The organism is Pectobacterium atrosepticum, assembly GCA_019056595.1.
Taxonomy (GTDB): Bacteria; Pseudomonadota; Gammaproteobacteria; order Enterobacterales; family Enterobacteriaceae; genus Pectobacterium; species Pectobacterium atrosepticum.
Genome location: CP036163.1, coordinates 1921493 through 1939315, shown reverse-complemented (window position 1 = coordinate 1939315; position 17823 = coordinate 1921493). Strand labels below are relative to the sequence as shown.

Here is a 17823-nt window from a genome sequence, read left to right as displayed (position 1 = left end):
CCATGATGAAGATAATCGCCTTTCTTACCCGCACCCGTCATCCGGGGCGCATCCATATTACGGATATCATGAGCTGGGTCTGGCTGGTGGTTGGCACGCTGCTGGTGATGATTCCGGTCATGTGGGCTGCCATGTCATCGTTCAAAACACCCGCGGAGATTAACCGCTTTCCGCCGAGTTTTCTGCCGCAGGCGGCGGATACCATCACGCTGCCGGAGTACCCGAAGCCGCTGGAACTGTGGCAGGTTAAGCAGGAAGACGGTGAAGCGAAAACCATGGCGCTGGTCAGGCGCATTGGGCTTATCGCACAGCTGGTGAACCCGGATGTGCCGAATGAAGTGGTGCGTGTGTCGACTAAAGATCTGGTGCCGATGAAGGCGTTGCATTTGGAGACGGAGAACTACACGACGCCGATAACGAAGTTCCACTTTGCCACCTACCTGAAGAACACCGTATTCGTGACGGTGATGGCGACGCTGCTGACCCTGTTGCTCAGTTCGATGGCGGCCTTTGCGCTGTCGAAATACGAGTTTCGCGGTCGCGGCACGGTGCTGACGCTGTTCCTCTCCACCATGATGATCCCGCTGTCGGTGGTGATGGTGCCGACGTTTCTGGTGGTGATTGGCCTGAATATGGGCGATAACCTGTGGGGCGTGATTATCCCCACAGTCGCGACGCCGACTGGCGTATTCCTGCTGCGGCAATACATGCTGACGATCCCCGATGAGCTGATCGAGGCGGCGCGGATCGATGCCGCCAGCGAGTTCCGTATTTACTGGAAGATCATCCTGCCGCTGACCGCACCCGCGCTGGCAGTGCTGGCGATCTTCTCGGTGATCTGGCGCTGGAATGATTTCCTCTGGCCGCTGATCGTCCTCTCCAGTCAGGATAATTTTACGCTGCAAATCGGTCTGAATGCGTTTCAGGGGCAGTTCTCAGTGCAGTGGCACTATATACTGGCGATGACGATGCTTTCGCTTCTGCCGGTGACGGCGGTGTTCGTCTTCCTGCAAAAATACATCACGACGGGGATTGCCAACACGGGGATGAAATAATGGCGACACTCAAGGATATTGCCGACCGCGCGGGGGTTTCTATCAGCACGGTTTCCCGCGCGCTGAACGGTACGGCACCGATCAGTGCCAAAGTCAGGCAGCACATCATGGCGATTGCGACCGAGCAGGGTTATCCGCTGCATAAAGTAGGCAAAGCGACCGCCGCACCGACGGAACCGCTGCGCCACATTTTGCTGGCGACGCCGCGCAACCTGATGCTGGAAAGTGAGTACAATCTGGTGTCGCTGACGTTGATTAACGCCCTGAAAACGCTGTGTTTACAACGTAATATCCAACTGCGTCCGTTTCTGGGGGAACACGACACCATTAACGAACAGCAGCTGTTGCGTGAACTTCAGGGCGGAAAAGAGAGCGGCATTCTGATCGTGAATGATGATCACCCAACGCTGCTGAACGCCGTCGCGGAAAGTGGAATTCCGGCGGTGCTGATCAATGGTGAAGATCCCTCAATGCGTCTGAGTAGCGTCACGCCAGCCAACCACTATGCCGCCGCCGCCGCAGTGCGTTACCTGATCGATCAGGGCCATACGCGGATCCTGCATTTGACCTGGACGTCGCGCATGACGATCAAACAGCGTGAACGTGGCTATCGTGATGCGCTCGCACAGGCGGGTATTGCGGTGGATGACGATCTGATTCTGTCACTGCCGGATTTCCACCCGCGCACGGCACGTGATGCGCTGTTGCGCTGGCTGACGGCGAACCCCGATAGATTAGGCGTCACTGCGATTTTCTGCGCTGCGGATAATCAGGCTATCGGCGTGATCGACGCGCTGTATCAGCACGGACTTCGGGTGCCGGAAGATATGTCGGTGATGGGCATGGACGACATTCTGCCATTCGACATGCTGCCGGTTTCGCTCACCACGGTACATCTGCCGTTTGAAACGATCGCCCGTGCTGCGTTACAGCTGCTGGCGCAGCAAATGACGCCCTCACAGGCGCTCGGTATTGCCCAACGCACCGAACTGGCGGGGCAGGTGGTCGTCAGAGAATCAGTGCGGCGAGTGGGGACTACTACCGGTTGAGCTCACGGGCAGCAGCACGATCCGGCTGTGGATAACCCTTTCACGATAATCCGATGGCCGCTGCCAGTCGATGCACCAATGCCTTTGCCATCGCAGGTTCGGTCACATTAGTGAATCCCATAAGAAGCCCTCCACGTGATGTTTTGCTCGTTCGCCAGTCATTCAACGCCTGAATGGCAAGGCCATGAGATTGAGCGGCGGCTGCCAGAGACTGGTCGTTGCCACGGGCGGTCAGCGTAGCTAGCACATGAATACCGCCTGCCTGTGGCTGAACGGTCAGGTGTGAACCTAATGCCTGCAAAAGCTCATCAACGAGATAGCCGCGCCGAATGGCATACAGTGAACGCATCCTGCGCAAATGGCGAGCAAAGTGACCTTGCTCCATGAAATTCGCCACTGTGGCTTGGGGTAGGATCGATCCCGCGCAGCAAAAATGATTTGCCGTATCCCTGAAGCGCTCGATCTGCGGTTCAGGGACAACCAGGTAAGCTAAGCGTAGGCCGGGAAACAGCACCTTGCTGAAGGTGCCGGTGTAGAGCACGCGCCCATCGCGATCCAGGCTTTTCAGCGCAGGTAATGGCCGGCCGTGGTAACGGAACTCGCTGTCGTAGTCGTCCTCAATGATCCATGATCGGTGGTGGCTGGCCCATTCCAGCAGTTGCAGTCGTCGGGGCAATGACAACGCCATCCCCATGGGGCTTTGGTGCGTGGGAGTTACCACGGCAAAACGTGCCTCTGCGGCTCGCTGTTGACCGATGTCCACATTCAGGCCTTCCTCATCCACCGGAACGGGTTCCAGATGCATACCTGCTCGCGCCAAGAACTGGCGAGCGAAGATATAGCCGGGATCTTCGAACCATCCAATGTCGCCAGGTTGCAACAACGTGCGGCACACCAGTTCCAGCGCTCCCCGATAGCCAGCGGTGATGAACACCTGCTCGTGTGTGCAAGTGATGCCGCGCGAGATCCCCAGATAGGTAGCGATGGCTCGACGAAGCGGTTCATAGCCCGCTGGATCTGGAGAGATCATGGCTGCCGTATCCAGAGTGCGTAAGTTGTGCCCGGCTAGGCGCGCCCAGGTCTTGCGGGGAAAGGCATCCAGTGCAGGCAAGCCAAGTTGGAAAGGTTGTACTTGAGCGGTCTCGATTTGCGGGCGTGAAGGTATTTGAGAAAGGGATGTGGTGCTGTATCCCGATTCGGTCAGCTTTTCCAACTGGGGTGAGACGATGGTACCCGCTGGGCCGCGAGTCAGGAAATAGCCTTCACTGGCTAGCATCTGATAAGCCATTTCAACCGTGCCTCGTGCCAGATTCAGTTCACTGGCAAGGCTGCGTACGGACGGTACGCGATCGCCTGGATGAAGTTTTCTGGCGATAATAGCGTCTCGGTAGCGTCGATACAGCTGTAAATAGAGCGGTGCATCGTGTTCCCTGCTTGGCTTTAGTTGCTGCATGTCCATACGTTATGTCCCATTCATTTACTCAATTCTTGCACCTTTCTTATGGGTCATGATTTTCCTAACATACTGGCTTCATTACAAGGAAATTGGCATGAGCACCTTTCGATTAAGCCTCATTGAGAGTGATCAGGACTACCTGGCTTGCTTCGATGTTATGCGGGAGCTGCGGCCTCATCTTCCTGATGCAGCCACATTCACTGCGCAGGCCCGTCGTCAAGCTGGGCAAGGCTATCGTCTGCTGGCGGCATGGCAGGACGATCTCGTCATGGGGTTGGTGGGCTACCGCGTTCAGGAAAATCTATTGTATGGCCGATTCCTCTATGTTGATGATCTTGTGGCCGCTGTAGGTGTCCGTGATCAGGGGCTTGGCGGTCAGCTGATCGAGGCAATGCGCGAGGAAGCGCAGCGGCAAAACTGTGCTCATCTGGTGCTCGATACGGCCTTGAGCAATGCGCTGGCGCAACGCTTCTATTTTCGTCAGGGCTTACTTTCCAAAGGCCTGCATTTCAGCCAAGCGCTATAGGTGTGAAGAGCCATGAACCCACTGCTTTGCGGTCACTTTGGGTGGCAAGGTCGGGTTACTCCGATGGTTGAAACATGGACTCAGACACACCATGCGCTGACTTATTTTCTCGTTCTTTCATTTCTTATTGGAGATCTTCTATGAGTATGCTTCGCTTGCCCTACCAAACCCTTTCGGCAGAAGCCTATCAAGGGTTCGGCATTGCCAAGAAAGCTCTGAACAAGAGCAGCCTTGGAAAACAACTGATCGAATTGGTCTATCTGCGTGTTTCGCAAATTAATGGCTGTGCTTTCTGCCTGGAGATGCATGCGTCGGCTCTGCGTGCTGATGGCGTGCCGGATGCGAAGCTGGACAGTCTGGCTGGCTGGCGTGTGAGTGAACAGTTCAATGAACGCGAGCGTGTGGCGTTGGCCTGGACTGAATCGCTTGTGGATGTGGCTCGCAGCCACGCGCCTGATGAAGATTTCGAGCCGCTGAAGGCGCATTTCAGCGATGCAGAGATCGCCGATCTGAGCTTTGCTGTTGCGCTGATGAGTGCCTTTAATCGCTTAGCGATCGGCATGCGCCAATAAGGTATGAGTACCCGCTTGCTGGCACCGTGTTGACAGGAAGAACCTAATCAACGGGCGGGTAGCAGGATTCGAGGTTTACAGGGGCGTTCGCATCGAACGCCCCTTGATATTTAAAGGCAATATCACGTTCAGAACAGGGTAAGTTCATCGTCAGCTTTGTCGTAGGTTTTATGCCGATTCATCCTGCGAGCAACTCGCTGCGGTGGGCGTGTGTGCCGCACGCCGTCACTTTACTGCCGAATGTTTGATAATTAAAGCGGCATTCTATATTCGATAACGCCCGGTTTTTCCGCAACCCAATCATAAAGACGCTGCGCTGTTTTATTGGTTTCCTGAGTATGCCAATACAGACGAACGCAGTGCTTTTCTTGCGCCTTTTCTCTCACGTACTCAATGAGTTTTTTCCCCACGTTTTTGCCGCGCGTGGTGGGATCAACAAAAAGATCCTCAAGGTAACAATAGCGGTTTACGCCCCATGTGGAATCGTGAAAAACAAAGTGTACGAAGCCGATAATGCGTAAGCCTTCTCTCGCCACGGCGCAGTGCACGGGAATATCCGCTTTAAAAAAGCGATCCCAGGTTGTTTCCGTTACTTCATCGGTAAGCTGGACGTTATAGAACGTTTGATAACTTTCCCAATAGGGCAGCCATTGATTGTAATCATCTGGTTCAACGGGGTTAACCATAATTTCCTGATCTGAATTCATTATTTTTACTCTCATGTTGTTAGGCGACAGGTACTGAAAATCAGGTTGGTATTTATAGCAATGAAATAGACGGATATACCCCTCCACTTATTAAGAGAGGTGCAGACCAATTAGGAGAAAGTGAAGGCGGGATTAAAGAGGCGTCCGCATCGACGCCCCTGATATTTATCTCATGTTACTGACAGCGCCGCGCATTAGGACTTCTCTGGCGCTGAATGGACGAGCTGGCCTTTGAAATACGTTTTGACCACGTTGGCACGATGAACCTGTTTGATCGGGACGTTAAACAAATGGCGATCCAACACGATCAAATCGGCGGATTTACCCAGCTCAACCGATCCCGTTTCTTTCTCTATGCCCATCGCTTTCGCACTATTGATAGTATAGATACGAATCGCTTCAGGCAGATCGACGGCCTCTTCGGGAGCCAGTGTTCCGGGCGCATCACCCAGCGGATTCTGCCGCGTCACCAGCCCTTCAATTCCGATCCAGGGAGATGGCGTTGGGCCACCCGCTGGCCAGTCAGAACCGCCAGCGACCACCGCACCAGAACGTAGCAATTTAACCGTGGGGACAAAATCCTTCATGCGCTCTTCGCCAATGGTCACTACGCTGGCGTTTGTCATATCGGAAGGAAACCACAGCATCGGCGAGAGATCGGCGGCAACCCGCAACTGTGCGAAACGTGGCATATCTTGCGGTGAGATCAAATGCGTATGCGCGATTTGATGCATCGGGCCATTTGGCCCATTAATTTTACGCACTTGCTCAACGGCATCCAGCGCCAGACGGAGTGAACCATCTCCCGCAGCATGAAGCTTGGTAGAGATCCCTTGTTTATCCAGCTTGGAGAGAATCTCAACGACTTGCTCTGTGGTGTAGTGGGTATCGCCGTGATAGTGATCGCCGTGTGCTTGAGTTGGCAGATAGGGCTCAATCAGCTTTGCGGTATGAGCCGGTGGAACACCATCCAACACAAATTTAAAACGATCGGGGAAGAAATTTGTGGTGCGGTAGACATCACGTCTGGCAACCAGCTCCAGACCCGCAGCGCCTTCATCCAACAGCGGAGTGGAGACGATCGAGCCGATAATACGCAGAGGCAGACCTTCTGCTCGGTCAATCTTGCTCCAGATGCGCAGATTGACTTCTGAGCTGACCGCTTCCTGCACGCCAGTAATACCTAATGACACCATCGTTTTGGTGGCTCCGCGCCCTGATGTCAGCCGTTGCTCTTCCGTGCGCACGGGGACCAGACTTTGCACATGCTGGAACGCGGGGAATTCTTGCAACAGGCCGGTTGGTTCGCCTGTTTTTGCATCTTTAACAATGACGCCACCGGCTGGGCTAACGGACTGCGCGGTGATAGCGGCCAGACGCATCGCTTCGCTGTTAATCCAGCGGTTATGGTAAGAATCATCACGCAGAATGACCGGACGCCCGTTACTGACTTTATCCAATTTCGCCAGCGCTTCAGTGGTAGAAAGCTCCGCCATACGTGGGCTGCCCCAGGCAGAACCGATCACCCATTCTCCCGGTCCGGCTTTTTGCGCGCATTCACTGACCTGGCTCAGAATGTCATCCAGTGAACTTTTTTGTGAGAAATTACAGGAGTAAATATCTTCATAGCCACCGTCTAACGGATGAGCGTGGACATCATTAATGCCCGGCATTGCCATGCTGCCGTTGAGATCAACCACCTGCGTTTTCGGGCCGATAAACTCTGCTGCCTGTGCATTTGAACCGATGAAAACGTAGCGACCATCACGTACTGCAACAGCTTCTGCCCACGGCTGACCTTGATTGACGGTGTAAATATTGCCGTTACGTAAAACTAAATCGGCAGTCTCTGCCGTTTCTGCCGCCATTAGCGTAGATGAAGAAAAAAGCAAACCTGAGACGGTGACAGCAAGTGCTGCGAGCCTGAAAGAAGTGTTTGGTGGCAAAGAATAATCGGTTGTCGCGTTGCCAGAAGATGGCGAGGGTGCCTTATTGGCGGTGTTTTGGGATAGGTTTTTGTTAGCGGTGCGGTGTGCACTATTTTTGTCCATACGTTATATCTCCATATATAGCGTTTATTCCTCATTGATGAGGCGCTGCTATTTTTCGGCAGCGATGGATAAATAACTGTACAGATTGTGCTCTGATTATCTCGATGAGCACGAAACGCACATGCTGTGATGATTTCCTTGGTTGATTGTTTACTGGTGACTTTTCTGTACGCTATAAAATGAAAAACCTCCGATAAATCGGAGGCTTATAATGGAATTATTGACAATAATCTCTAAGGTTAGCCTTAGAAAGGAATATCGTCGTCGAAATCCATTGGTGGTTCGTTGCTTTGTGCCGGGGCATTATTTTGTGAGGAAGATGCGTTCTGAGCTGGGCGCTGCTGAGCTTGTGCGCCGCCGCTGAACTGGTTTCCGCCCTGCGGTTGCTGAGGTTGACCCCAGCCGCCTTGTGGCTGACCGCCACCTGCATTGCCACCGCCTGCTGGTGCGCCGCCGCCCTGACGTCCACCTAGCATCTGCATGGTGCCGCCGACGTTAACGACGACTTCGGTGGTGTAGCGCTCTACGCCAGCCTGATCGGCCCATTTACGGGTTTGCAGTGCGCCTTCGATGTAGACCTGAGAGCCTTTACGCAGGTATTCGCCCGCGACTTCTGCCAGCTTGCCAAACAGAACCACACGGTGCCATTCGGTCTTCTCTTTCTGCTCACCGGTTTGCTTGTCACGCCAGCTTTCCGACGTAGCCAGCGTGATGTTGGCAACTGCACCACCATTCGGCATATAGCGGACTTCTGGGTCTTGACCCAGATTCCCGACAAGAATCACTTTATTAACGCCTCTGCTGGCCATGCTCGTGTCTCCTGATAAATCAATTTATGTAAGTCTAAACGATCAATTTTATCATGATACACATTTGTATCATACCTGCGAAATGGCTTCAGAAATGAAAGTAAGATTTGCAGCGTTTGCAAAAGTAAACGGGTTTAATACTGGATATTCATTCAGTTTTTTTTGTGCCATAATTGTTCGTTTCGTACCGGTTCTCTCCGTTCGGGAGACGATGACAAACCGTTTTTATTCCGGGAAGTGTGTGAATGGATAAGATCGAAGTTCGTGGTGCTCGTACCCATAATCTCAAGAATATCAATCTGATAATTCCCCGTGACAAGCTGATCGTCATCACCGGTCTGTCTGGTTCGGGTAAGTCATCGCTGGCGTTTGACACGCTGTATGCCGAAGGGCAGCGACGCTATGTGGAATCACTCTCCGCCTACGCCCGTCAATTCCTGTCACTGATGGAAAAACCGGATGTCGATCATATAGAAGGGCTGTCGCCCGCCATTTCTATCGAGCAGAAATCCACTTCACACAACCCGCGCTCTACGGTTGGGACGATTACCGAAATTCATGACTACCTGCGCCTGTTGTTTGCACGCGTGGGTGAACCGCGCTGCCCAGAGCATGATGTGCCGCTGGATGCGCAGACCGTCAGCCAGATGGTGGACAACGTGCTGGCGCAGCCGGAAGGCAAACGCCTGATGCTGCTGGCACCGATAGTGAAAGATCGCAAAGGCGAGCACAGCAAGACGCTGGAAAACCTGGCCTCACAGGGCTACATCCGCGCCCGTATAGACGGCGAGGTGTGCGATCTGTCCGATCCGCCGAAGCTGGAGTTACAGAAAAAACACACCATTGAAGTTGTCGTCGATCGCTTTAAAGTGCGAGAAGATCTGGCACAGCGGCTGGCAGAGTCGTTTGAAACCGCGCTGGATCTGTCCGGTGGTAGCGTAGTCGTGGCCGATATGGACGACCCTACGCAGCCTGAACTGCTGTTCTCGGCGAACTTTGCCTGTCCGGTGTGTGGCTACAGCATGCACGAACTGGAACCGCGTATGTTCTCGTTCAACAATCCGGCGGGGGCGTGCCCAAGCTGTGATGGTCTGGGTGTGCAACAGTTCTTCGATCCGGCTCGCGTGGTGCAAAATGCGGAGCTGTCGCTGGCGGGCGGGGCGATTCGCGGCTGGGATCGCCGCAATTTCTACTATTTCCAGATGCTGCGCTCACTGGCGGAACACTACAAGTTTGACGTCGATGCTCCGTTTGAGGGACTGAGCGCCGCGGTGCAGAAAGTGATTTTGTACGGCTCCGGTAAAGAGAACGTCGAATTCAAATATATCAACGATCGCGGCGACACCTCCGTGCGTCGTCATCCGTTCGAAGGCGTGCTGCACAACATGGAGCGCCGCTATAAAGAGACGGAATCCACGGCAGTGCGCGAAGAGCTGGCGAAATTCATCAGCAACCGCTCCTGCGCCAGCTGCGGCGGGACACGTCTGCGTGAAGAAGCGCGTAACGTGTTTGTCGAACAGACCACGCTGCCGCAGATTTCCGATATGAGCATCGGCCATGCGATGACGTTTTTCAAGAACATGAAGCTCAGTGGGCAGCGCGCCCAAATCGCCGAGAAAGTGCTGAAAGAGATTGGCGATCGGCTGAAGTTTCTGGTGAATGTCGGGCTGAACTATTTGTCGCTCTCCCGTTCGGCGGAAACGCTGTCCGGCGGTGAGGCGCAGCGTATTCGTCTGGCAAGCCAGATCGGCGCTGGGCTGGTTGGCGTCATGTACGTGCTGGATGAGCCGTCCATTGGTTTGCACCAGCGCGACAACGAGCGCCTGTTGGAAACGTTGGTTCATCTGCGCGATCTGGGCAATACCGTTATTGTGGTGGAACACGATGAAGACGCGATTCGTGCTGCCGATCATGTGATTGATATCGGCCCCGGTGCGGGCGTGCACGGCGGGCAGATTGTCGCCGAAGGCACGATGGACGAGATTATGGCGGTGCCGGGTTCGCTGACGGGTCAATTCCTTAGCGGCAAACGCAAGATTGAAATACCGAAGCAGCGCGTACCTGCGGATCCAACCAAAGTGCTGAAGCTGATCGGCGCGAAGGGCAACAACCTGAAAGACGTCACGCTGACGCTGCCGGTTGGCCTGTTTACTTGCGTCACCGGGGTGTCGGGATCGGGTAAATCTACCTTAATCAACGATACCTTGTTCCCACTGGCGCAGCGTCAGCTGAACGGCGCAACGCTGGCAGAACCTGCTGCTTACCGTGAAATTCAGGGGCTGGAGCATTTTGACAAGGTGATCGATATCGATCAAAGCCCGATCGGTCGTACGCCGCGTTCCAATCCCGCAACCTATACTGGCATTTTCACGCCGATTCGCGAGCTGTTTGCTGGTGTGCCGGAATCTCGTACCCGTGGTTATAACCCCGGTCGTTTCAGCTTTAACGTGCGCGGTGGACGCTGCGAAGCCTGTCAGGGCGACGGCGTGATCAAGGTAGAAATGCACTTCCTGCCAGATGTTTATGTGCCGTGTGACCAGTGCAAAGGCAAGCGCTATAACCGCGAAACGCTGGAAATTAAATACAAAGGCAAAGGCATCCATGAAGTGCTGGATATGACCATCGAAGAAGCGCGTGAGTTCTTTGATGCCATTCCGGCGCTGGCGCGGAAGCTGCAAACGCTGATCGACGTCGGCCTGTCTTATATTCGCCTTGGGCAGTCGGCAACCACGCTGTCCGGCGGGGAAGCGCAGCGTGTGAAACTGGCGCGTGAGCTTTCAAAACGTGGAACCGGACAGACGCTGTATATTCTCGACGAACCGACGACCGGTTTGCACTTTGCTGATATTGAACAGCTTCTTACCGTTCTGCATCAGTTGCGCGATCAGGGTAATACCATCGTGGTGATTGAACACAATCTTGATGTGATTAAAACGGCGGACTGGATTGTCGATTTAGGGCCGGAAGGCGGCAGCGGCGGCGGCGAAATTCTGGTTTCTGGCACGCCAGAAACGGTGGCGGACTGCGAACAGTCCCACACCGCGCGCTTCCTGCGACCTATTCTGGCTCGCGAAGCCTGATAGCGAGAGGCCAAATCATGTGGACGCAATATGAAATCCGCCTGAAGCCGAAAGCCAGAGGCTTCCATCTGGTGACTGACGAAATACTGGCGCAGGTTGTCGCACTGCGCCAGATAAAGGTCGGGTTGATGCATGTGTTCATCAAACATACTTCGGCGGCGCTGACGATTAATGAGAATGCCGATCCCACGGTACGGCAGGATTTCGAGAGCTTCTTTAATCGTTTAGTGCCGGAGGATGAGCCGTACTACCGCCATACTTATGAAGGTAGCGACGACATGCCCGCGCACCTGAAAGGCAGCCTGCTAGGAAATAGCCTGACGATTCCCATCACCAACGGACGCCTGAACATCGGCACTTGGCAGGGCATTTACCTGTGCGAACACCGCAACCACGGCGGCAGCCGCTCGCTGGTTGTCACGCTGAATGGGGAATAACACCCTTGAAGCGAGTCGTACCAGCAACGTATCCCCGATAAGCCCTGAACTGCCTGCACGGCAGTGAACGGGGAGGCTGCGGGGATCTTCATCACTGCGATTTTCTAAGCTGCCTGTACGGCAGTGAACCCGTTACGCTCAAATATGGAGTCTATTTGCTTTTTCTAAGCTGCCTGTACGGCAGTGAACGATGGCTTGATGGCCCCCTGATAAGCTGGCTGTTTCTAAGCTGCCTATACGGCAGTGAACACAGTGAGTTCAGACGGTGGTTGTTAAAGCAATTTCTAAGCTGCCTATACGGCAGTGAACCAGCGGATTCAGGCGTAGTGCGTCTTCCAGGTTTTCTAAGCTGCCTATACGGCAGTGAACATTTTGATTTCTCTGCATGACTTGCTCCGATTTTTCTAAGCTGCCTATACGGCAGTGAACCAAAGGGCATGTATTAGAACGCGCTAATAATTTTTCTAAGCTGCCTATACGGCAGTGAACGTGGCCAGTGCGCAAGGGTTGAGTGAAGACCATTTCTAAGCTGCCTATACGGCAGTGAACGTCCCTGCACTTAATGCGCTTGGTAGCGACTGTTTCTAAGCTGCCTATACGGCAGTGAACGTAGCCGCAGCCTCCACGGCCTCATTCAGCCATTTCTAAGCTGCCTATACGGCAGTGAACGTTCCTATTTTACGGTAGTTACCTAATTTTAAAAGAAAATAAACCATTTTTCCCGAAAAACCCTTTTTTATCATAGCGCTTAATCGATATTAAAAATCAATGAGTTACAAGTGTCCGTGAAAAAAGGGTGCCAACCCTGTGGCAACGATTTTATCTATTCTCGGTAGACCTATGTTAGGTGCGTACATATGCCGCGGATATACAAGAGAACGATTCAAATCTATACTTAACCTATGTTTTAGTCAGGCTAGCGGCTGGCTGAATTCTGTATTAAGAGGAGGTGCATTATGCGTATTGTCTCAGTATTTAAAAATGGTAATAATCGTGCTATTCGCTTACCGCGTGATATGGACTTTGAAGGCGTCAATGAACTGGAGATCGTGCGTGAAGGGGATACCATCATGTTGCGCCCAGTCAAACCCAATTGGCATTCGTTTCTGCAAGAAGAGCGCGCTGACGCTGACTTTATGACAGAACGTCAGGATGTAGTCGAAGAGGGGAGATTCGAACTGTGAGCCGTTTGTTCATGCTTGATACTAATATCTGTTCTTTCATAATGCGTGAACACCCAGCTGCGGTGATTGAAAAGTTGCAGCAATGCACATTGCGACGCGATCGAATCGTGGTATCAGCGATCACGTACGCTGAAATGCGTTTTGGGGCGGTTGGCAAAAAAGCTTCGCCGCGCCATATGCTGTTGGTTGATGCTTTCTGCCGCCGACTTGATGCGATATTACCTTGGGATAGCGCAGCGGTAGATGCCACCACAAAAATCAAAATCGCGTTAGCTGCCGCTGGTACGCCTATTGGCCCAAATGATACGGCCATCGCTGGTCATGCTATCAGCGTTAAGGCCGTATTGGTCACCAATAATCTGAGAGAGTTTGAGCGAGTGCCAGGGCTGATGCTTGAAGATTGGGTTAAATAATCTGTCAGACAGAGCTAGTGATATCTGGCGAAGTGAAAGCCCTGTACTTGTTAAACTGCCTGTGCGGCAGTGAACTGGAACACCGGCGCACGTATCAATGAGGCGCTTTTCTAAGCTGCCTACACGGCAGTAAACCCTCGCTCGCACTCGCCCCGGTTTTGCAATGCTGGATTTCTAAGCTGCCTATGCAGCAGTGAACATAGTTAGAACTCTACGATAACCACCAGATTATTAAAGAGAATATGGTTTTTCTCAAAACCCCTTTTTTATTAAAGCGACCAACTGCAATTAACAATCAATAGCTTGCAGTTGGCCGTTAAAAAAGGGTTAGAACCACGGAACGGTGGCTTCCGTGCTTAAACCGTAGGAAGAGAAACGGCCTGCGGTAGGGGCGTTCTGTAGCGGGCCATGTTCCACAAACACAAAAAACATCTGCCCGTTGGACAAGCTCTTTATTTGCACAAACGGCAGTGCGCTGCGTTTTTCCACCGCGTCGGGAATTCGTGCCGCAGCTTCCGCTGCCGTCAGCCAGTCTTTGCTAACGGAACGTCGACGTAGACGTTCTGCGCTGCTCTTGAGCTGAACGCGGCGCACGGTACGAAACTTCACGCCATTGGGTACGGGATTACACTCAGAAACCTGTGTGTAATCCCGCAATCCTTTTAGCCAGGCCGTTTTTTCTAACACAGAGAGCGCGTCTTCCGTACCGTGTAACCGCAAGCATTCCCCCAGCGTTTTACCCACTTCGGGAAAGCTGATCCCAATCTTGCCATCGGCCAATTGCCCCAGCGCTCGGTGCAGTTTGGCAAACAGCGCATTCAATAGCTGAGACGCAGTGAACTCGGGATCGGGTTGGACGCGAATATCAATGTAGTGATCCATACCGCCACCTTATTCGCCTTTTTCACCAAACACACCGCCGCGAATCAGCGTGGCGATCACGTAATGCTGCTGTTCAGGCATGGGAACATCGCCTTTAATCACCCAGTTATCCAGCAGCGTGTAGAAATCCATTTTCTCTTTGGGCTGGCGATAAGCTTTACCGCGACTGGTTACGGATCCGTAAGGTTCGACGGCAATCGGACCCGCTTCAGCAGCCGCCGGATACCAGTCGTCGATGGTGCGCAATGCGTTGCCAATTTTCTGCGAGTGAATGGCCGCGACATCATTCACCTGATAGAGGATCTTGCTCTTGCCGTTACGCGCTTTTTCGTCGAGCACCAGTTCCTGAGAAGGGAAGACTTCCTGACCGTTACCTAGCTGTACATAGGCTTCGACGGTAAAAAGCGCCGAGGCGTCACCCGCCAGCCCCTCCTCAATCGCCTGTGCCAATGCTGCAAGGTCACCCGTTGGTTGGCTGAACTGACGCAGCGAATAGTCTTCACCGTTGAATTCCCAACTTCTTTCACCTTTCTTGGTGACGACCACGCGGATCGCTTCTGCCCCAATGCGGTTGCGCCACAGAAAACGACCGTTCGCGATGTTCTCTGCATAGCGTGCTGCCAGCGAGCCAAAACCTTGTTCCTGAGCGTATCCGGTGATGATGTCACCCAGTGCGCTTTGGTAATCCTGATCGTTACAGACCGAGGGCTGCGCCAGATTACCCAGTACCCGCAGAGTGAACACGACTTTCAGGGTATCGGCACCGAAGGGAAGGGCGGCGACGTCCACTTTTTGCAGGTTGGCTTTCTGAATTTCTGCATCCAGTTTGGCCGGGTCGCTAGTGAGGGCATTTTTCAGGCGGTTAGAGATCGTCCCGCGTACCGATTTCTCCTGAATGGCAATGGCCGTCCAGTTGTCCTGCTGCGCCCAGTTGCCTGCATACATCAACGCATCCGAGTTAGCCAATTTACGTTCAAAAGCCAGTACTGATGCGGTCTTTAACGTCGTTGCTGCTTTTGCCATGATGTCGTCCTTTTTAGTAATCGAATTCGTAGGAAGTGTCTTCAGCTACAGAATGGGTATCCGCTAATTGGCGGCAGTGATAATCGCCGTTCTGATAGTCATATTCCCAGAGTATCTGGCGGATATCGCTGATGCGGTGCGCCCCTTGCCATTCTCCGATGCCGTAGGCGGCCTCGGCAAAACAGAACGGCGTGTGTGGATCGCGGGTTTTATCAACCTCTCCGGGCGCATAAAGCGGTGAAATAGCTCGGTAGCCAATCATCAATGGCGTCAGAAAACCACCGTCGCCGGGTTTGGGAAGGTATTTCCACTGTATGGTGTTATCGCTAGGATCGCGTTCTGACTGCATCTTTAGCGCGGCAAAATCCAGCCAGGCATCGATCATTTCTGCTTGCGGGTTGGCTTGCTGTAACGTCTGAAAATGGCGATGCAGTAGTGAGGTACGATCTCGTAGCACAAAGCCCGGTAATAGGCGACGCATGACTCCACGGGTTTCTGTTTCGTCCACCGGTAACGACTGGACGGTAACCCGCTCGATATCAATAACGGTTCCTCCTGCCAGACGTTGGCATTGCGCCTGCTGTTTCAAATGTTCACATAGCGCTGTCGTGTCCGCCGGGATCTGTCCGTCGCAGCGTATTAACAGCGAGACGGTCATATGCATGCGGCCTTCTTCATTAAAAGCGGCAGTTTTGGCTTCTTTGGTCAGCGGATTTCTGGTCAGGGCAAAACTCCGTTCCCAACTGGAGCCATAAGCGTGTAGCTGATGCTGATGGCTTACCACGCCGCAGCCTTCCAGCGTCAGCCCGTGGCTGGCCTGTAACTTACGCGACAGCGCATGAGTAAAACCGAGAAAGTGCGTAATCGCGGGGAAGCCGTAGGTCAGTCCGGCAATGGCGTTGGCGTTTTCGACCTGGATACGGCGGAGGATAATCAACGTGCTCATGCCAGCTCCTCTTTCAGTGCGCTTTCCATTTCACGCATACGACGTTTGAACAGGGCTGCGGTAGACCATTCCCGACGTTCGACCTCGCCAAAAATCAGGTTTTCATGTTTGAGGCGACGATTCAGCCAGCGGCCAAAATCGTAGGCTACTGCCTGTTGCCAGTCTCCCGCTTCGCGTTCACGGCGGAAAATCGTATCCGTTTCTGCACGATAAGGGTCGAGCCATAGCTGCTGGGCGCGTTTCAATTCAGATTCTACGCTCCAACCGACGGGCAAATTCTGTACGCTGGCGACATAGAAGAAGAGCTGATCGATCAACTGGTCGAGGTAACGCAGGCGCTGTTGACGAATGTCGCGATTGTTTTCCACGTCTTTGACGCTGAGCAGAAAGCGCTGCATCTGCGCTAACGTCGCGCGGGTGTGATAGTCCACCTCGCCGCGCGGCCGGAAAATGGATTCATGCTGCTGCGGCGGTTTTTCAATACTGTTCCACTGTGGTGGCGCACTGCTGAGCAAGTAAGAACGACCGCTGCGGCTGCTGTTTAGCGCAGAAATATTTTGCGGCTTAGTGCCACCCATATTCTGTACTGCCAGATTGGGATAGCTGATAGAGAGTTGGTCGTGCCACTGATTTGTTCTTTGCGCCTGACGAATCGCTTTTGCTTCGTCGCCAAAACGCACGGCATTAATCCGCTGGTAGAGAGCCTGTGCTAGTGAAGAGGAGTAAAGCGGGCTGAGCAGATGGTATTCGCCGCTTGCTAGTGGGAAATAGATCTGTTTGGCTAGCTTATGTGAGCTGGGTTGGCGATTGGTGAACACCTGTTGAAATCCTGTTAGCCACTGTGCAAGCTGCTCTGGGTTTTCAGCCAGCGCTTCCAGTGCGCTGTGGTCGCCACGCTGTAAGGCGGCGACCAGCGAATCTCCGTCATGTTCGGTTTGTAGCAGCTTGGCAACGTCTAATGCAGCTGCGTTGCCGACGGCATCAATGGCGGGTTGTTCCAACGTGGCGGTGGAGAGTGTTTTAGCATCCGCTACCGTTTCGGCGCTAAAGACGCTGCTGCCTTTGGCATCGCTGTGGGTAAACTTCAACGCGTGCGTGACCAGACTGATTTGTCCGGCGCGGCTGGCGGCATCGGTTAACCAGTTTCGCACCTCGTGCTTCAGCTCTATCTCCCGCCGCGCTTGTGCCAGTTCTAGCTCTGCTACAGCCAGCGCTTCACCGCTGAGTGTCGCACGTTTCTTCTCCGCTTCTTTATCGAAAGCATCCAGCTTGGCCTGCTTTCGATTGTTGATGTAGGAGAGTATGAATTCGGGTAGTCCATTTCTCATTGCTTACTCCCTAATGATTGAATGGGTTATCTCATATAAGATTTGTCTTCAATACGCTCAACGATACTGATGGCTGTGGTTGATTAGCTATATCAATATAAAAATTAAAAGTTACTGACGGTGGTGATAGAAGAAGGAGCACGACTATAACCACCGTTTTTTTTCTTTGACTCTGCTTCATGAGCATTTCCCCTCTTGATGGTGTTCAATAAGGAGAATAGTACACTTTTTTATCCTAGGCAAAATGGTATTTAAATATTAAGTTTGAAATACAATTCTCCTCAAATTACTATCGCCTACACAGC

Annotated in this window: 16 protein-coding genes and 1 CRISPR repeat array; of the genes, 8 read left to right on the top strand and 8 right to left on the bottom strand. The window is 53.1% G+C overall.

Annotated elements, in window-relative coordinates:
* Nucleotides 1–2: 2 nt before the first annotated feature.
* The gene (locus DCX48_09420; protein QXE14698.1) at nt 3–1055 is read left to right on the top strand and encodes a carbohydrate ABC transporter permease; all 1053 of its coding nucleotides are present in this window, start codon (nt 3–5) and stop codon (nt 1053–1055) included.
* Nucleotides 1055–2104 carry a LacI family transcriptional regulator gene (locus DCX48_09415; protein ID QXE14697.1) on the top strand — a complete coding sequence of 350 codons (1050 nt, stop codon included), beginning with the start codon at nt 1055–1057 and terminating at the stop codon, nt 2102–2104. The genes DCX48_09420 and DCX48_09415 overlap by 1 nt, the downstream gene beginning before the upstream one ends.
* Nucleotides 2105–2144: 40 nt before the next feature.
* On the opposite strand, the gene DCX48_09410 is transcribed toward DCX48_09415, so the two are convergent.
* Complete coding sequence (locus DCX48_09410) at nt 2145–3563, bottom strand: PLP-dependent aminotransferase family protein (protein ID QXE14696.1); 1419 nt, start codon at nt 3561–3563, stop codon at nt 2145–2147.
* A 91-nt stretch (nt 3564–3654) separates the two neighbouring features.
* On the opposite strand from DCX48_09410, the gene DCX48_09405 reads away from it, so the two are divergent.
* Entirely contained in the window at nt 3655–4086 is a 432-nt protein-coding gene (locus DCX48_09405) for a GNAT family N-acetyltransferase (protein QXE14695.1), read from the top strand.
* A 140-nt stretch (nt 4087–4226) separates the two neighbouring features.
* Nucleotides 4227–4658: a carboxymuconolactone decarboxylase family protein gene (locus DCX48_09400; GenBank protein QXE14694.1), complete on the top strand. Its 432-nt coding sequence runs from the start codon at nt 4227–4229 to the stop codon at nt 4656–4658.
* A 251-nt stretch (nt 4659–4909) separates the two neighbouring features.
* On the opposite strand, the gene DCX48_09395 is transcribed toward DCX48_09400, so the two are convergent.
* From DCX48_09395 to DCX48_09385, 3 genes are all read right to left on the bottom strand, one after another.
* Entirely contained in the window at nt 4910–5368 is a 459-nt protein-coding gene (locus DCX48_09395; protein ID QXE17203.1) for a GNAT family N-acetyltransferase, read from the bottom strand.
* Nucleotides 5369–5559: 191 nt separating this feature from the next.
* Nucleotides 5560–7416, bottom strand: a complete 1857-nt coding sequence (locus DCX48_09390) for an amidohydrolase (GenBank protein ID QXE14693.1) — start codon at nt 7414–7416, stop codon at nt 5560–5562.
* A gap of 245 nt (nt 7417–7661) precedes the next feature.
* Entirely contained in the window at nt 7662–8225 is a 564-nt protein-coding gene (locus DCX48_09385) for a single-stranded DNA-binding protein (GenBank protein ID QXE14692.1), read from the bottom strand.
* 245 nt (nt 8226–8470) lie between these two features.
* Between DCX48_09385 and uvrA the strand changes: the two genes are divergently transcribed.
* From uvrA to DCX48_09365, 4 genes are all read left to right on the top strand, one after another.
* Complete coding sequence (gene uvrA, locus DCX48_09380) at nt 8471–11305, top strand: excinuclease ABC subunit UvrA (protein QXE14691.1); 2835 nt, start codon at nt 8471–8473, stop codon at nt 11303–11305.
* Nucleotides 11306–11322: 17 nt separating this feature from the next.
* Complete coding sequence (locus DCX48_09375) at nt 11323–11742, top strand: YjbQ family protein (GenBank protein ID QXE14690.1); 420 nt, start codon at nt 11323–11325, stop codon at nt 11740–11742.
* A gap of 41 nt (nt 11743–11783) precedes the next feature.
* Nucleotides 11784–12411: direct repeats of the CRISPR family, unit length 28 nt; unit sequence TTTCTAAGCTGCCTATACGGCAGTGAAC.
* A gap of 287 nt (nt 12412–12698) precedes the next feature.
* Entirely contained in the window at nt 12699–12926 is a 228-nt protein-coding gene (locus DCX48_09370) for an AbrB/MazE/SpoVT family DNA-binding domain-containing protein (protein QXE14689.1), read from the top strand.
* Entirely contained in the window at nt 12923–13339 is a 417-nt protein-coding gene (locus DCX48_09365) for a PIN domain-containing protein (GenBank protein QXE14688.1), read from the top strand. Before DCX48_09370 ends, DCX48_09365 begins: the two co-directional genes overlap by 4 nt.
* Nucleotides 13340–13666: 327 nt before the next feature.
* On the opposite strand, the gene cas6f is transcribed toward DCX48_09365, so the two are convergent.
* The 4 genes from cas6f to csy1 are packed head-to-tail and all read right to left on the bottom strand — an operon-like array spanning nt 13667 to nt 17518.
* Nucleotides 13667–14221: a type I-F CRISPR-associated endoribonuclease Cas6/Csy4 gene (gene cas6f, locus DCX48_09360; GenBank protein ID QXE14687.1), complete on the bottom strand. Its 555-nt coding sequence runs from the start codon at nt 14219–14221 to the stop codon at nt 13667–13669.
* A 9-nt stretch (nt 14222–14230) separates the two neighbouring features.
* A complete protein-coding gene (csy3, locus tag DCX48_09355) occupies nt 14231–15244 on the bottom strand; it encodes a type I-F CRISPR-associated protein Csy3 (protein QXE14686.1) in 1014 nt (337 codons plus the stop codon).
* A 13-nt stretch (nt 15245–15257) separates the two neighbouring features.
* Nucleotides 15258–16190 carry a type I-F CRISPR-associated protein Csy2 gene (gene csy2 / locus DCX48_09350; protein ID QXE14685.1) on the bottom strand — a complete coding sequence of 311 codons (933 nt, stop codon included), beginning with the start codon at nt 16188–16190 and terminating at the stop codon, nt 15258–15260.
* Nucleotides 16187–17518, bottom strand: a complete 1332-nt coding sequence (csy1, locus tag DCX48_09345) for a type I-F CRISPR-associated protein Csy1 (protein QXE14684.1) — start codon at nt 17516–17518, stop codon at nt 16187–16189. The genes csy2 and csy1 overlap by 4 nt, the downstream gene beginning before the upstream one ends.
* Between the last annotated feature and the right edge of the window lie 305 nt (nt 17519–17823).

What these genes read in the sequence shown, in the direction of transcription:
- DCX48_09420 (QXE14698.1), top strand. Translation starts at nt 3, where the DNA reads ATGATGAAGATAATCGCCTTTCTTACCCGCACCCGTCATCCGGGGCGC.
- DCX48_09415 (QXE14697.1), top strand. Translation starts at nt 1,055, where the DNA reads ATGGCGACACTCAAGGATATTGCCGACCGCGCGGGGGTTTCTATCAGC.
- DCX48_09410 (QXE14696.1), bottom strand. Translation starts at nt 3,563, where the DNA reads ATGGACATGCAGCAACTAAAGCCAAGCAGGGAACACGATGCACCGCTC.
- DCX48_09405 (QXE14695.1), top strand. Translation starts at nt 3,655, where the DNA reads ATGAGCACCTTTCGATTAAGCCTCATTGAGAGTGATCAGGACTACCTG.
- DCX48_09400 (QXE14694.1), top strand. Translation starts at nt 4,227, where the DNA reads ATGAGTATGCTTCGCTTGCCCTACCAAACCCTTTCGGCAGAAGCCTAT.
- DCX48_09390 (QXE14693.1), bottom strand. Translation starts at nt 7,416, where the DNA reads ATGGACAAAAATAGTGCACACCGCACCGCTAACAAAAACCTATCCCAA.
- DCX48_09385 (QXE14692.1), bottom strand. Translation starts at nt 8,225, where the DNA reads ATGGCCAGCAGAGGCGTTAATAAAGTGATTCTTGTCGGGAATCTGGGT.
- uvrA (QXE14691.1), top strand. Translation starts at nt 8,471, where the DNA reads ATGGATAAGATCGAAGTTCGTGGTGCTCGTACCCATAATCTCAAGAAT.
- DCX48_09375 (QXE14690.1), top strand. Translation starts at nt 11,323, where the DNA reads ATGTGGACGCAATATGAAATCCGCCTGAAGCCGAAAGCCAGAGGCTTC.
- DCX48_09370 (QXE14689.1), top strand. Translation starts at nt 12,699, where the DNA reads ATGCGTATTGTCTCAGTATTTAAAAATGGTAATAATCGTGCTATTCGC.
- cas6f (QXE14687.1), bottom strand. Translation starts at nt 14,221, where the DNA reads ATGGATCACTACATTGATATTCGCGTCCAACCCGATCCCGAGTTCACT.
- csy3 (QXE14686.1), bottom strand. Translation starts at nt 15,244, where the DNA reads ATGGCAAAAGCAGCAACGACGTTAAAGACCGCATCAGTACTGGCTTTT.
- csy2 (QXE14685.1), bottom strand. Translation starts at nt 16,190, where the DNA reads ATGAGCACGTTGATTATCCTCCGCCGTATCCAGGTCGAAAACGCCAAC.
- csy1 (QXE14684.1), bottom strand. Translation starts at nt 17,518, where the DNA reads ATGAGAAATGGACTACCCGAATTCATACTCTCCTACATCAACAATCGA.